The sequence below is a fragment of the Methylobacterium aerolatum genome (assembly GCF_022179085.1).
GTDB lineage: Bacteria > Pseudomonadota > Alphaproteobacteria > Rhizobiales > Beijerinckiaceae > Methylobacterium > Methylobacterium aerolatum.
In genome coordinates this window covers 165,699-180,079 of sequence record NZ_BPQE01000017.1, presented here as the reverse complement: position 1 = coordinate 180,079, position 14,381 = coordinate 165,699, and the positions used below count along the sequence as shown (strand labels likewise).

Sequence of the window (14,381 nt, the reverse complement as noted above, 5' to 3'; positions counted from 1 at the left end):
CGGGTGTGACCGAAGGGTGACGCCGAGGGGCATGGTCGGGCGATCGTGGGAAGTCGCTGCGGTCGCGTGTCGCGACGGCCACGCCTCCGGGACGTCGCTGCGAGCGTCGGCGACGCCATCCAGGGACCCGCCACGCGTGACGACGTTCCGCTGCCCTGGTTGGCTTCGCTGCGCCCGCCGTGACGGCAGGGTGGTCAGAAACGGGAAAAGCGAGCAGGCAAGGCGGCGATCACGGGATGGCGCGGCATCCGGCACGACCTCGATCCTGTCTCGCCCGGAGGGGGCGGTGCCGGCCGACCTCGCCGCCCTGACACGTCCGGGCTCGATCGGCGGGACGGCCTCATCCGGCCTGGACGAAGCTATCGAGCACCATTTTCCGGCCTGCCTTGTCGAAGTCAACGGTGAGCTTGTTGCCGTCGACGCCGGCGACGGTCCCGGGGCCGAACTTGGTGTGGAAGACCCGCTGATCGACGGCGAAGGCCGAGGGCGCGCCCGTCGACTTGGCGATCAGCTCGCCCTCGATCTGGCGGGGGCCCGAGGAGCCGCTGCCCCGGCGGCCGGGCGAGGCGGAAAATCCGCGCCCACCGGTATTCGCCTGCGCGCGCTGCCAGCCGGGGGTGCCGTAGCTCGATTCGAAGGGCTGCGGGTTGCGGTCGAAGCGGGAGGCGCCCGCCGAGAAATGGGCGGGGGCCTCCACCACGTCGACGGCGGCGGGCGGCAGCTCGTCGATGAAGCGCGAGGGGATGGTCGAGGACCACAACCCGTGGATGCGCCGGTTGACGGCGAAGGACAGCTTGGCCCGCTTTCGGGCGCGGGTCAGCCCGACATGGGCGAGGCGGCGCTCCTCCTCCAGCCCGGCGCGGCCGCTCTCGTCGAGGGCGCGCTGGTTGGGAAAGAGTCCGTCCTCCCAGCCGGGAAGGAACACGGTGTCGAATTCCAGCCCCTTGGCGGCGTGGAGGGTCATGAGCGAGACCCGCTCGGCGCCCTCGGCCTCGCTCGCCTCCATGACGAGGGAGACGTGTTCGAGGAAGGCCGCCATGTCCGGGAACTCCTCCATGGAGCGCACGAACTCCTTGAGGTTCTCCAGGCGCCCGGCGGCATCGGCGGAGCGCTCCTTCTGCCACATCGCCGTGTAGCCCGACTCCTCCAGGATCGTCTGGGCGACCTCGGAATGGGGCTGGCTCTCCACGAGGCGCGCCCAGCGGGAGAAGCTTTCGGTGAGCGCCCGCAGGGTCGAGCGGACCTTGGGCTTCAGCTCGTCGGTCTCGCACAGGCGCCGTGCGGCGGTGAGCAGGGGCACCCGCTCGGCGCGGGCGTAGCCGTGGAGCTGCTGCAACGTGGCGTCGCCCAAGCCGCGCTTGGGCGTGTTGATGATCCGCTCGAAGGCGAGGTCGTCGCTGCCGTTCATGGTGATGCGCAGGTAGGCCAGCGCATCGCGGATCTCGGCCCGCTCGTAGAAGCGCGGGCCGCCGATCACCCGGTAGGGCAGGCCGAGCTGGACGAAGCGGTCCTCGATTTCGCGCATCTGCGCCGAGATCCGAACCAGCACCGCGATCTCGGACAGGGGATGCTGCTTCGCCTGCAGGGATTCGATCGACTCGGCGAGCAGCCGCGCCTCCTCCTCCGAATCCCAGGCGCCCGTGACGGTGACCTGCTCGCCGGGCTCGTCCTCGGTGCGCAGCGTCTTGCCGAGCCGGCTCTCGTTCCTGGCGATGAGGCCGGAGGCCGCGGCGAGGATATGGCCGGTGGAGCGGTAGTTGCGCTCCAGCCGCACGACGGTGGCGCCGGGAAAATCGTGCTCGAAGCGTAGGATGTTGTCGACCTCCGCCCCGCGCCAGCCGTAGATCGACTGGTCGTCGTCGCCGACGCAGGCGACGTTCTTCCGCTTCTGCGCCAGCAACCTCAGCCAGAGGTACTGGGCGACGTTGGTGTCCTGGTACTCGTCGACCAAGATATACCGGAAGCGATCCTGATAGTTTTCGAGAACGTCCGGATTCTCCCGCCACAGCTTGAGGCAGAGCAGCAGCAGGTCGCCGAAATCCACCGCGTTGAGGGTGGCGAGTCGGGCCTGGTAGGCGGTGTAGAGCGTGCCGCCCTTGCCGAAGGCGAAGGCCGAGGCCTCGCCAGGCGGCACTTGCTCGGGGGAGAGGCCGCGGTTCTTCCAGCCGTCGATGGTGTGGCTGAGGGCGCGGGCGGGCCAGCGCTTCTCGTCGATGTTCTGGTCGGCCAGGACCTGCTTCATCAGGCGCAACTGGTCGTCCGTGCCGAGGATGGTGAAGTCGGACTTCAGCCCGACCAATTCGGCGTGGCGGCGCAGGATCTTGGTGCCGATGGCGTGGAAGGTGCCGAGCCAGGGCATCCCCTCCCCGGCCGGGCCGATCAGCGCGCCGATCCGGTGCTTCATCTCCCGGGCGGCCTTGTTGGTGAAGGTCACGGCCAGGATGTCGAAGGGCCGGGCGCGGCCCGTGGAGATGAGGTGGGCGATGCGCGTCGTCAGCACCCGCGTCTTGCCGGTGCCCGCCCCGGCCAGCACGAGGATCGGCCCCTCTGTGGTCTCCACGGCAAGGCGCTGCTCGGGATTGAGCCCGTCGAGGTAGGGGCTCGCGTCCCGGCGCAGGGCGCCCATCGCGCGGGCCGTGATCGAAGCGGAGGGGCCCTCCGCGGCGGGCAGGGCGTTGGGGCTGTTCTGCATGTCCCATCCCTGGACCAAATCGCGAACGGCGTCGAGGCCGGTGCGTCCCCGGAGCGCGACCCGTGGGCGCGCCCGGAACCCACGGGGGGGCCTGCGCTTGACCTTCTGACCCCCTCGACACGAACCAGGGAGACACGTCTCATGACCCCCACCCGCACGACCCTCGCCGCCACGGCCATCGGCCTCGCCGCCCTCCTGCCCCTCGCCGCCCCGGCCTCGGCCCAGGTCCAGCCGGGCAATCCCAACGCAGCGAACCAGTCGATGTCGACCATGAGCACCAACCGCGCGATCCAGCAGGATCAGACCAGCCAGATGAACACCCTGCGGATGGACATGCAGCGCAGCCAGAACGCCCCGCCGACCCCCGCCCCGCCGGCCATCGCGCCGCGCGGCGGCGTCGGGCGCTGAGGGCGCCCCGCGCCGCGATCCCCAGGCAGGGCGAGCCGGCCACGCGCGGGGCTGGACTCTTCATGCTATAGCGGTCGGCGACGGGCCCTGGGGGGCCGCGATGGGTCGCGCGATGTCCGGGTCGTCGCGCGGAATGGTCTGGAACGGGAACGGTGCGTGATCTGCTGACCGCGCTCGCTGGCGCGATCGTCCTCGTCCTGATCGCGGCCCTCGCCGTTCCGCCCTTCATCGATTGGTCGGCCCAGCGCTCCTACATCGATCACGCGGTTTCCGCCTCCCTCGGCCTGCCGGTGCGCAGCGAGGGCTCGATCGCGGTCAGGCTGCTGCCCTCCCCGCATGTGCGGTTCGAGCGCCTGATCGTCGGCGAGGCGGGCGGCCCGTCCCTGGAGGCCCGGGCCGTCGATGCCGAAATCGCCCTGCCGCCCCTGCTGCAGAGCGAGATGCGATTCTTCGACACGCGGATCGGCCGGGCGGAGCTGCGCCTCCCCACCGCGGGGGACGACGCCCTGCGCCTGCCGCCCCGGCTGTTCACCGAACTGCGTGACCGGAAGCTGGCTATCGACGACCTGCATGTCGGGCAGTTCGCGATCGTCACCACCTCCTCCGGCCTGTCGGCCTCCCCGTCGGCCTCCGAACGGTTCTCCGCCGCCGACCTGCGCATCGGGACGCCGTCCCTGCTCGGTCCCTGGCGGATCGAAGGCACCAGCGGCGGCGTGCCGTTCCGGGCGGCGAGCGGCACGCCCGACGCCGGGGGCGCCCTGCCGGTGAAGATCTCCGGCGGGGGCGACACGGCCCCCGCCTTCGAGGTGGATGCGAGAATCGGCCTCGCGCCCGGCCCCTCCGACCCGGCGGCGACCGTCATCACCGCCGAGGGCAAGGCTCGCCTCGTCGTCGGCCCGCCGACCCAGGCGGCGGGGGCCTACCTGCCCTTCACCCTCGCCGGCAGCTTCACCGCCAACGGCCTCGACGTGCGCTTCGATCCGGTGAGCCTGGAGGTCGATCCCGGCGGCAAGCCCCTGCGCCTCGAAGGCACGGGGCGGCTCGACCTGCACCGATGGCGGGCAGGGCTCAGCCTGAAGGCCCGGCGCCTCGATCTCGACGCCTTCCTGACCTCGCCGGAAGGCTCCGCCCTCCTCGCCCGGGGCGTTCCCCGCGGCGGCTGGGGCCTGCCGGTGATGCTGGACCTCGACACCGCGATCGACAGCGCGGCCTTCGGCGGCGCCGAGTGGTCGAACCTGTCCCTCGCCGCCACCCTGGAGCGGGGCGGAGGGGTGCTTCTGCGCCGTTTCGCCGTCACGGCGCCGGGGGACGCCAGCCTGACGGCGAGCGGCGAGGTGGAGGGCACGCCCCTGCAACTCAACGGCCCCGTCTCGCTGACGGCGCCGCATTCGGACGAACTCGGCCGCCTCCTGCGCCGGCTCGGCTTCGACGATCCCCTCCTCGACCTGTTCGACGGCCGGCCCCTCGACCTCGCCGCCGACGTGTCCGCCAGCGCGGACAACCTCTCCTTGCGCAGCCTGCGGGCCACCTTCGGCACCGCCCGCCTCACCGGCAACGCCCGCCTCGTCGCCCCGTCCGGCACCGGACGCGGGCGGTTCGACGCGCAGCTGCGGGCGGCGGGCCTCGACATCGCCGCCCTGCCGCCCCTCGGCACCGCCCTCGACGCCCTGCGCAACTTCGACTTCGCCCTGACCCTCCAGGCGGAGGATGTGCGCTACGGATCGGCCGGACCGGCCAAGGGAACCCCCTCGGGCACCATCGCCGCCAAGATCCAGTCCAACGGGTCGGGACTCGTGGTCGAGAGCCTCGACATCGCCGACCTCGCCGGGGCGAGCGCCAAGCTCTCCGGCACGCTCGCCGCCGACGGATCCGGGCGGATCGGCGGACGGATCACGGCGCCGGTGGCGGCGCCGCTGGTCGGGCTACTCGAACGGGTCTGGACCGGCGACCTGCGGCGCCTGCCCGCGTTCCTGCGCGACGCGCCCCTCGACCTCTCCGTGACCCTCGACAGGGCAGCCGCGGAGGCGTCGGGCCTGCGGCTCCAGGCCAAGGGCCGGGCGGGCGGCGGCAGCATCGACCTGTCGGCCACCAGCCGCGACGGGCGGCTCGTGGCGGGACAAGCCACCCTCGCCGGCGCGAGCGCCGCCCCGTGGTTCGGCCGGAGCGACATCCCCGCCCTCGACCGGCCGGCGGAGATCCGCCTGACCGCCGACCCCTCGTCCGCCGGCCTGGCCGTCACCCTCGCGGGGCAGGTCGCGGGCACGACCCTCGCCACGCGTAAGCCGCTGCACTGGCCGACGGGCGGGAGCTGGCCCTCGGACGGCGACGTCCTCGTTCGCTCCACCGATCTCACCCCCTTCCTGACCCTCGCGGGCGCCGCGCAACTCGATCCCGGCCCCTGGCCGGCGGAGGCGACGGTGAGCTTCGGCACGGATGCGGGCGCGCCCGTCGCGGGCATCGCCGGGCAGGTCGCCGGGTCTGCCATCGACGCCCGCCTCTCGCGCGGGGCGGACGGGGTGCTGCGCGGCCGGGTAGGCCTCGACCGACTGTCCCTGCCACAGGTCGCCGCCGCCCTGGTGATGCCGCAGGCCGGACCCCGCTTCGGGGCGCTCCCGGAGCGCTACGCCGCCAGCCTCGACGTCACCGTCGCGACTCTCGACCTCGGACGCGGGTTCACGGCCGCGAAGGCGCGCTTCGGCCTCGGCCTCGACGCGGACAGCCTGACGCTCGGCGGCCTGAGCGGCACCCTGGCCGGGGGACGCCTCGCGGGCGCGGCCACCCTCACCCGGAGGGGCGAGACCCTGTCGATCACCGGCGAGGGACGGATCGAGGATGCGGCGCTCTCCGGCCTCGCGGGCACGGCGCGCCTCGGCGGGCGGTTCTCCGCCGAGTGGCGGGCCGCCACCAGCGCGGACACGCAAGACGGCCTCGTGGCCGACCTCGCCGGAGGCGGTCGCCTGACGCTGACCGGCCTCACCCTCGCGGACCTCGACCCCGCGGCCCTGGGCCGGGCCCTCACCCGTACCGTGGAGGGCGACGACCCGCTGCGCGAGGGACGCCTCGCATCCCTGCTGACGGAGGAGTTGGCCAAGGGATCTGATAAGGGGTCGGACAAGGGGCGGGCCACGGCGAAGGGGCCGGCCTCCGCCCCGGCCACCATCGTCGGCGGCGTGTTGCGCGCCGGGCCGCTCACCGTCGATTTCGGCGCCGCCCGCTGGGTGGGCACCGTGACCAAGACCCTCCGCGACGGGCGCCTGGAGGCCCGGGGCCTCCTCACCGACGAGACCGTGCCGCCGGGATGGCAGGCGGGACCGCCGAGCGTGCAACTCACCCTGAGCGGACCGCCCGGCGCCCTCGAACGCAGCGTCGATGTCGGCCCGCTCACCAACGGGCTCGCCGCCTTCGTGCTGCAGCGGGAACTCGACCAGATCGGCCTCCTCCAAGCCGACGACTTGGAGCGCCAGCGCCGCCGCGCCCGCATCGAGATGGACAAGGCCCGCATCGTCGCGAAGGCCGCCGCCGAGGAGGCTGCGAAGGAGGCCGCGAAAGAGGCGGCGAGGGCGGCGGCGCGGGAAGCCGCCAAGGAGGCGGCACCGAAGGATCCTGCGCCGAAGGAGCCTGCCCAGAGGGAATCCCCATCGAGGGATCCGGCCCCGGCGAACCCGGTTCCGGGAGCACCGGTCATGGTCGATCCCACCGCCCCGAACCCCGCCGCGGGGGATCCTGCCCCGAAGACGCCCGATTAAGGGATTCTTACCGGCCGGCCGCTACGGCCTTTGTCGATCGCGACGCCCTCCCGTCCCGCAGGCGGGGGCGTCGCCCCGCACGAGCGTTCCGCCATGGCCGTGATCGCCGCCTTCGTCCTCAACGCGGGCCTGAACTTCGTCCTCGGCCTGCTGATCGCCAAGCTGCTCGGCCCGGCCGATTTCGGCCGCTTCGCCCTGGCGACGACGGGGGCCATCGTCCTCAACACCCTGCTGTTCGAGTGGCTGCGCCTTTCGGCGACGCGCTTCTATTCCGGCCGGGTGCGGACCGACGAACCCTGGATCCGCCACGGGCTCGACCGCGCCTATCTCCGCCTCGGCCTGCTGCTCGCCGCCGCCGCCGCCGTCTGCGGGGGCCTGGGCCTCGGCGAGGGGGCGGACGGGCGCGAGGCGGTCCTGTGCGGCACCGGCCTCGCGGCGCTCGGCATCGGCGTGTTCGACTATCACGCCGCCCTCGCCCGCGCCCGCTTCGACGGGCGGCTGTACCTCGGCCTCGTGGCGGTGAAGAACGCCCTCGCCCTCGTGCTCATGGCCGGGGCGGCGTGGTTCCTGCCGCAGCCCGCATGGGTGCTGGCGGCGGCGGGGCTGAGCCAGTTCCTCGCCGTGGTCGTGCTCTGGTCTCCCCTGCGCGACCCCGCCGCCGCCGTCGAGCGGGCGCGGATGTCCACGACCTGGGGCACCTTCGCCCGCTACGGCCTGCCGCTGATCGCGGCCAATGCCGCCTACCAGTTCCTGTCCTTCGTGAACCGGGGGGCGGTGGCGAGCCATGCCGGCTTCGAGGAGGCCGGCTACTTCGCGCTGGCCGCCGACGTAACCTCGCGGGTGCTGACGACGCTGGGCATGGCCCTCGACCTCCTCCTGTTCCAGATCGCCGTCCATGCCGAGGAGCACCGGGGCCGGGCGGCGGCGGAGGCGCAGGTGGCGGGCAACGCGGCCACGGTTTTCGCCCTGCTGGCGCCCTGCGCCGTGGGGTTCTGGGCGGTGCTCCCGGCCCTCCAGGCCGTCGTGGTGCCGGAGGCCTATCGCGGCCCCTTCGAGACCTACAGCCTCGCGCTGATGCCGGGCCTCTTCGCCTTCGCGATGATGGTCTACGCTGTGAGCCCCGGGTTCCAGATCCGCCGCCGGACCGGCCCGGTGATCGTCGCCGCGCTGGTGGCGCTGGTGCTCAACGGCCTCGGCCTCCTCGTCCTGCCCCGGGCCTTCGGGGGGATCGGCGTGGCGCTCGCCCAGACGCTCGGCCTGGCCGGCGGCTGCCTGTGGCTCGGCTGGCGGGTGCTCACGGGGTCCGAGCGGCTGGTCTTCCCCTGGGGGCAGATCGGCGCGGCGGCGCTGGCCTGCGCCGCCATGGGCCTCGCCCTCGCCCCCTTCCGCGCCCTGCCCCCCGGCACGGCCCTGGCGGTGCTGGTGCCGGCGGGGATGGGGCTCTACGGCGCGCTGGTCTGGATCTTCGACATCGCCGGTCTGCGCGGGCAGGTCATGACCCGGCTGCGGCCCTCGCGGGCGGTGGCGGCGGAGTAGCGTTCCGTCCTCGCGAGCGCCTGCCAAGCCATCCGGAGAGGCGGGTGTCCTGAAGACGGCCCGCCGCCCTGGATGGCTTCATCTCCCCGCGCGATCACGGCGGGCCGAAACCTAATCGATGTCCTCGACCGCCTCGCCGCCGCCGTAGACCCGCTGGGCGAGGGATGCCTCCATGAACGGGTCGAGGTCGCCGTCGAGCACCTCGTCCGGGTCGGTGGACTGGGTGCCGGTGCGCAGGTCCTTCACGAGCTGGTACGGCTGGAGGACGTAGGAGCGGATCTGGTGGCCCCAGCCGATATCGGTCTTGGCCGCGGCTTCCGCGTTCGCCTTCTCCTCGCGCTTCTTCAGCTCGGCCTCGTAGAGGCGGGCGCGGAGCATGTTCCAGGCGGTCGCCCGGTTCTTGTGCTGCGACCGCTCCTGCTGGCACGCCACCACGATTCCCGTCGGGTTGTGCGTGATGCGCACCGCCGAATCGGTGGTGTTGACGTGCTGGCCGCCCGCGCCGGACGACCGGTAGGTGTCGATCCGGCAATCGGATTCCTTGATCTCGATCTCGATCCGGTCGTCGATCACCGGATAGACCCAGACGCTGGCGAAGCTGGTGTGCCGGCGGGCGTTGGAATCGTAGGGCGAGATGCGCACGAGGCGATGCACGCCGGACTCGGTCTTGAGCCAGCCATAGGCGTTGTGGCCCTTGATCAGAAGCGTAGCGCCCTTGATCCCGGCCTCTTCGCCGTCGGTCCACTCGACGATGTCGACCTTGAACTTCCGCCGCTCCGCCCAGCGGCCATACATGCGCTGGAGCATGTTGGCCCAATCCTGGCTTTCGGTGCCGCCCGCGCCGGCATGGACTTCGACATAGGTGTCGAACCCGTCGGCCTCGCCGGAGAGCAGCGTCTCGACTTGGCGGCTCGCGGCCTCCTTCTCGACGGCGAGGATCTGCTGCTCGCCCTCGGTGATGGAGGCGGTGTCGCCCTCCAGTTCGCCGAGTTCGATCAGGGTCGCCCCGTCCTCGAGGTCGCGCTCGAGCTTGCGGATGGCCGCGACGGATTCATCGAGCTGCTGGCGCTCGCGCATCACCTTCTGCGCGGCCTCGGCATCGTTCCAGAGGTCGGGGTCCTCGGAGCGGGCGTTCAGCTCCGCGAGGCGTTTATCGACTGTATCCCAGTCAAAGATGCCTCCTCAGCAGTCCTATCGACTGCTTGGCGGCATCCGAGGCTTGCTCGATCTCGGCGCGCATCTGGTGTTTCGAAGAGAGGAACGTCAGGGCCGGGGTGATACCGGCGGTGCCCGGCGGTGTAAATGGGCGTGACTCGGCGATCTTGACGGGCCGGCGCGGGAGCGCGATCTTGAGGGAGCGGCAGGGCGGCCTCTCGGCCGCCCTGCCCGTGTGAAGCTAGCCGAGCTCGACGCGGAGGATCAGGTTCCAGCTGGTCTTCCGCACTCGGCGGACCATCACACACACGCGGATGCGTGGTACGAACCACATCATCGTCGTGCTCCTTCAGTGATCGAGCGATGCCGTCGCCCGCAGGCACCCGGCGGCTCACCGGGCATGGGGCTGGACCACCCTGGCGTTTCCGCACGATCACAGGAAAATCTTCGCACGCGGTCGGCAGGCTTTCGAGGGAAGCGCGGCCTTGGCCGGCCCGGCTCCGGCGCGACGGCGGGCGCTACGCCGCCGGCCCCCACTGCATGAACACGGTGCTGTCGAAGGCGAAGACCGGTTCGTCGCTCTGGTTCACGCCCGTGTTGCGGGCGAAGGCGAGGCCCCAGCCGGGGCGCGAGGCGGAAGCCCGCTTGTCGGTGAGCCGCGTGGCGAAGCGGATCGTGTCGCCGGCATAGACCGGCCGGATCCAGCGCATGTTCGAGAAGCCGGGCGAGGGGCCCATCTCCGGCACCGGTCCCCGGGCGGCGGTGAAGGCCCGGTCCCGGGCGCGGGTGGTGAGCAGGCGGTTCATGTAGGCCGAGGCGGTGTGCCAGCCCGAGGCGCAGAGGCCGCCGAAATGCGTCCGCCTCGCCGCCGCGTCGTCGAGGTGGAATGCTTGCGGATCGTAGGCCCGCGCGAAGGCGACGATGGCCTCCGCATCGAAGCTGTAAGGCCCGAGCTGCCGGGTGAGGCCGATCTCCGCCTGCCCCAGGAAGGGCAGGATCTCGGCGTCGTCGGGCTCGGGCAGCGGCTGCGGCGCGCCGATGGTGACGGGGCGCGGCGGCAGGGGGTCGGTGCCCCGGCGGGCGAGCATGAAGGTGAAGCGCTGGGTCATCACCGTCTCGCCGCGGCCGTTCTCCAGCGCCAACGTGGTACCGACGAATCCGAGGCCGGGCTTCGAAGCGGAATCGCGTAGGCTCGTGATCGTGAGACGCACGCACAGGCTGTCGCCCGGCAGGACGGGGGCGAGCCAGCGCAGCTCGTCGATGCCCGGCGCCCCGAGCGACGACCCGCCCCGGAACGGCCCCGCCTGAAGCAGACGCATCCCGAGGGAGGCCGTGTGCCAGCCCGACGCGATGAGCCGCCCGGCGAAGGTCGCCCCCGCCGCCGCCTCGTCGGTATGGAAGGGCTGGAAGTCGAAGGCTTTGGCGAAGGTGACGATCGCGTCGCGGGTCACCGTCACCGGCTCGCCGGTCAGGACGTCACCGACCGAGAAGTCCTCAAGGGCGAGGTCCGGCATTGGGTCTCCGGGCTGGATGGATCGTCAGTTGGCGAAGCGGAAATGCAGCACGTCGCCGTCCTGCACCACGTAATCCTTGCCCTCAAGCCTGAGTTTCCCCGCGTCCCGCGCCCCGGCCTCGCCGTTGAGCGTCGTGTAGTCCTTGAAGGCGATGGTCTCGGCGCGGATGAAGCCCTTCTCGAAATCCGAGTGGATTACCCCGGCCGCGCCCGGCGCGCGGGTGCCCTTGGTGATGGTCCAGGCCCGGGCCTCCTTCGGGCCGACGGTGAAGTAGGTGACGAGGCCGAGGAGGTCGTAGCCCGCGCGGATCACCCGGTTGAGGCCCGGCTCGGTGAGTCCCACCGCCTCCAGGAACTCGGCCTGGTCGGCCTGCGGCATCACCGCGATCTCGCTCTCGATCTTGGCCGAGACCACCACCGCCACGGCGCCCTCCGCCTTGGCGCGGGCGAAGACCGCCTGCGAGTGGGCGTTGCCCTGGTCGGCGTCGCCCTCGTCCACGTTGCAGACGTAGAGCACGGGCTTGGCGGTCATCAGGCCGAGCGACTGGAACAGGCGCTCCTCCTCGGGCTTGCGCTCCACGAGGCGGGCGGGCTTGCCGTCGCGCAGGAGCGGCAGGGCGCGGTTGACGAGGTCCAGCGCCTCCTTGGCCTCCTTGTCGGACCCCTTGGCCTTCTTCTCCAGGGCCACCGCCCGGCGCTCCAGGCTGTCGAGGTCGGCGAGCATCAGCTCGGTCTCGATGGTCTCGATGTCGGCGGCCGGATCGACCTTGCCCTCGACATGGGTCACGTCGCCGTCCTCGAAGCAGCGCACCACGTGGGCGATGGCATCGACCTCGCGGATGTTGGCGAGGAACTGGTTGCCGAGCCCCTCCCCCTTCGAGGCGCCGCGCACCAGCCCGGCGATGTCCACGAAGGTCAGCCGCGTCGGGATGATCTCCTTGGAGGAGGCGATGCGGGCGAGGTCATCCAGGCGCGGATCCGGCACCGCCACCTCGCCGACGTTGGGCTCGATGGTGCAGAACGGATAGTTCGCCGCCTGCGCCGCCGCCGTCTGCGTCAGCGCGTTGAAGAGGGTCGACTTGCCGACGTTCGGCAGGCCGACGATGCCGCATTTGAAGCCCATGACGTGTCCTAGTGATCTGCGCCGACGGCTTCAGGGCCGACAGTGAAGGGGTTGAGGATCGTGATGCCGTGAAGCGTGCGACCGCGCTGAAGGTCCTCGGTCAGCAGGTACCGGCACCCGGCGCGGACCGCCGCTCCAAGGATGGCGCAATCCCACCATTGGTAGGCAGTCTCCTGCCGGAGTGACCACGCGATGCGGATCAATTCAAGATCGACGGCGCCTTGCGAGTAGGTCTCGAACGCGAGAGTGGCCCGCCGGGCCTCATCCGCCGTAATCGGCAACTTTCCCCTGAGCGTGACGTGGAGGAACTCGCCGAGCACTTGGGGGCTCACGACCAAGATGCCCCGGTTTGCCAGCACGGAAAGCCAGCGCACCGCGGCAGCTTGTTTTGAAGGTTCGCGATCGTCTCGGGCGTACAGGAAGACGTTCGTATCGACAAAGACCAACTCAGTCGGCCTCATAGATCTGATCACGGGTCGGGGCCTTCCCGTTCTCATCAAGGACGTGCAGCGGCGGGCCGGCGAGAAACCGCTCCATCGCCTCCCTTTGAGAAAGCACCGGACGCCCGACGCGCTGCTCGACCGTCTTGGCGATGAATTCCGACAGGCTTTTTCCCTCGCGGGCCGCATCCTCCTGCGCGCGCTGAAGCACCACGTCGTCCAAGCTCACGGTGATGGTCTGCATCGTTTCAGGCTCCGCCGCCCACGATATCGTGCCCCCGCCGACACGAGTCAATTTTTGGCACCGAGCGTCTTCACCTCATCCCAGCCGCGCCCGGCCATGGCGAGGTGGACCTTATTCTGGAAGCTCGCATCCTCGCCGGCGGCCAGCACGGCGGCGTGGTCGGCGACCGCCCGGCACAGGTCCTCGACCCACGGCATCTCGGCCTTGCCGAAATCGTTGAGCACGTAGGCATGCACCAGCGCCTTGTCGCCGGGATGGCCGATGCCGAGGCGGACCCGGCGATACTCGTTCCCGCACTGGGCGGTGATGGAGCGCAGGCCGTTGTGCCCGGCATTGCCGCCGCCGAGCTTCACCCGGAGCTTGGCGGGGGGCAGGTCGAGCTCGTCGTGGAGCACGATCACGTCGGCCAGCGCGATCTTGTAGAAGCGCTGCGCCTCCGCGACGGCGCGGCCGGACTCGTTCATGAAGGTCTGTGGCTTCAGGAGGATGGCGCGTTCGAGCCCGAGCGTCACCTCCGCCGCCTCCCCTTGGAAGCGCCGCCGGAACGGGGCCGCCCGGTGGACGCGGGCGATCTCGTCGATGGCGAGGAAGCCGATATTGTGCCGGTTGGCGGCATAACGGGGGCCCGGATTTCCGAGGCCGACGATCAGACGCATCCTGTCCCGGAGCGTCCCAGGGGCGCCCCGTCCTCCTATGGGCACTCAGGCAACGAGCCAGCGCGCGGCGGGAAAGGCCCGGCCATAGCAGATCGCCGGACGGGCCGACAGGCCGCAGCCCGCACCGGTCCCCGCCGAAGGGCCCCGTTCGCCCGTCAGGCGGCGGCGGACGGTCGGCGCAGGAGGCCGCGGGCGAAGCGGAACGGCAGCAGCGGCAGCTTCACCAAGCCGCCGATGGCCACGACGGCCAGGACGGTGAGGAGCGCGAGGACGGTCTTGAACACGGGCAAGCTCCGCGACGGTGCGGCCCGGAAGCGGGCACATCCGGCAGAGTGAGCCTGAAACCCGGCATGACTGTGGGGCGAGGGTGACGATCCGGTGACAATCGCCACGCTTCCTCACCGGCGGCCGGCGCATGGCGCTGCGTATTTTCCGCCCGAGCCCCGCGCCACGATCACGCCATCCTCGGGGTCCATCCGGTCGCCCGTCGCAAGGGGTCCGGCCCCGGCGGCGACGGAGAGAAGGGAAGTTCAATGTCGAAGTCCAAGGCGTCCACGCCGACCGCACCCAAGGCGGCCGTTCTGGCCCTCGCCCTCGGCCTGGTCCCCGCGGCCGCGCTGGCCGAGCAGTCGCCCGCGCGGGAGGCCCTGAAGCGGGCCTGCACCGGCGACTACATGGAGCATTGCAGCGCCTACGCGCCGGGCGGGCCCGAGGTCGAAGCGTGCTTCCGCGCCAACATGAAGAACCTGTCCTCCGACTGCGCCTCGGCGATCACCGCCTACAAGAAGGAGCAGAAGGCCACCCAGCGGGTGAGCGAGGCGCACTGATCGTCCCGCCGCGCCACCCCCGTCTTCGGGCGGCAGGGCGC

Annotated in this window: 12 protein-coding genes; 4 read left to right on the top strand and 8 right to left on the bottom strand. The window is 71.6% G+C overall.

Annotated elements, in window-relative coordinates; genetic code table 11:
• Positions 1 to 340 precede the first annotated feature (340 nt).
• Complete coding sequence (locus MFF06_RS12715) at positions 341 to 2,692, bottom strand: ATP-dependent helicase (RefSeq protein WP_238204324.1); 2,352 nt, start codon at positions 2,690 to 2,692, stop codon at positions 341 to 343.
• A gap of 141 nt (positions 2,693 to 2,833) precedes the next feature.
• Here MFF06_RS12715 and MFF06_RS12710 point away from each other — a divergent pair, with 141 nt between their 5' ends.
• The 3 genes from MFF06_RS12710 to MFF06_RS12700 all read left to right on the top strand — a co-directional run bounded on the left by MFF06_RS12710 (position 2,834) and on the right by MFF06_RS12700 (position 8,382).
• On the top strand, positions 2,834 to 3,100 hold the full coding sequence (locus MFF06_RS12710) for a hypothetical protein (RefSeq protein WP_238204322.1): 267 nt from the start codon (positions 2,834 to 2,836) through the stop codon (positions 3,098 to 3,100).
• 152 nt (positions 3,101 to 3,252) lie between these two features.
• Positions 3,253 to 6,846, top strand: a complete 3,594-nt coding sequence (locus MFF06_RS12705) for an AsmA family protein (RefSeq protein ID WP_238204320.1) — start codon at positions 3,253 to 3,255, stop codon at positions 6,844 to 6,846.
• A gap of 93 nt (positions 6,847 to 6,939) precedes the next feature.
• Positions 6,940 to 8,382, top strand: coding sequence for a lipopolysaccharide biosynthesis protein (locus tag MFF06_RS12700; protein WP_238204318.1), 1,443 nt, complete (start codon positions 6,940 to 6,942; stop codon positions 8,380 to 8,382).
• A gap of 111 nt (positions 8,383 to 8,493) precedes the next feature.
• Here the strand turns inward: MFF06_RS12700 and prfB are convergent.
• The 7 genes from prfB to MFF06_RS22670 all read right to left on the bottom strand — a co-directional run bounded on the left by prfB (position 8,494) and on the right by MFF06_RS22670 (position 13,797).
• Positions 8,494 to 9,622 (bottom strand): peptide chain release factor 2 gene (gene prfB, locus MFF06_RS12695; RefSeq protein ID WP_238204316.1). Its coding sequence is split into 2 segments (ribosomal slippage): positions 8,494 to 9,552 and positions 9,554 to 9,622, totalling 1,128 coding nucleotides; the frame shifts between segments, so codons are not numbered across the junction.
• Between the two features lie 433 nt (positions 9,623 to 10,055).
• Complete coding sequence (locus tag MFF06_RS12690; protein ID WP_238204314.1) at positions 10,056 to 11,051, bottom strand: MaoC/PaaZ C-terminal domain-containing protein; 996 nt, start codon at positions 11,049 to 11,051, stop codon at positions 10,056 to 10,058.
• 24 nt (positions 11,052 to 11,075) lie between these two features.
• On the bottom strand, positions 11,076 to 12,173 hold the full coding sequence (ychF, locus tag MFF06_RS12685) for a redox-regulated ATPase YchF (RefSeq protein ID WP_238204312.1): 1,098 nt from the start codon (positions 12,171 to 12,173) through the stop codon (positions 11,076 to 11,078).
• 8 nt (positions 12,174 to 12,181) lie between these two features.
• Positions 12,182 to 12,619, bottom strand: coding sequence for a PIN domain-containing protein (locus MFF06_RS12680; RefSeq protein WP_238204302.1), 438 nt, complete (start codon positions 12,617 to 12,619; stop codon positions 12,182 to 12,184).
• Between the two features lies 1 nt (position 12,620).
• Positions 12,621 to 12,857: a hypothetical protein gene (locus MFF06_RS12675; RefSeq protein ID WP_238204299.1), complete on the bottom strand. Its 237-nt coding sequence runs from the start codon at positions 12,855 to 12,857 to the stop codon at positions 12,621 to 12,623.
• 47 nt (positions 12,858 to 12,904) lie between these two features.
• Positions 12,905 to 13,513, bottom strand: a complete 609-nt coding sequence (gene pth / locus MFF06_RS12670; RefSeq protein WP_238204297.1) for an aminoacyl-tRNA hydrolase — start codon at positions 13,511 to 13,513, stop codon at positions 12,905 to 12,907.
• Positions 13,514 to 13,668: 155 nt separating this feature from the next.
• Complete coding sequence (locus MFF06_RS22670) at positions 13,669 to 13,797, bottom strand: hypothetical protein (RefSeq protein WP_283207270.1); 129 nt, start codon at positions 13,795 to 13,797, stop codon at positions 13,669 to 13,671.
• A gap of 249 nt (positions 13,798 to 14,046) precedes the next feature.
• On the opposite strand from MFF06_RS22670, the gene MFF06_RS12665 reads away from it, so the two are divergent.
• Positions 14,047 to 14,340 carry a hypothetical protein gene (locus MFF06_RS12665; RefSeq protein WP_238204295.1) on the top strand — a complete coding sequence of 98 codons (294 nt, stop codon included), beginning with the start codon at positions 14,047 to 14,049 and terminating at the stop codon, positions 14,338 to 14,340.
• Positions 14,341 to 14,381: the final 41 nt, after the last annotated feature.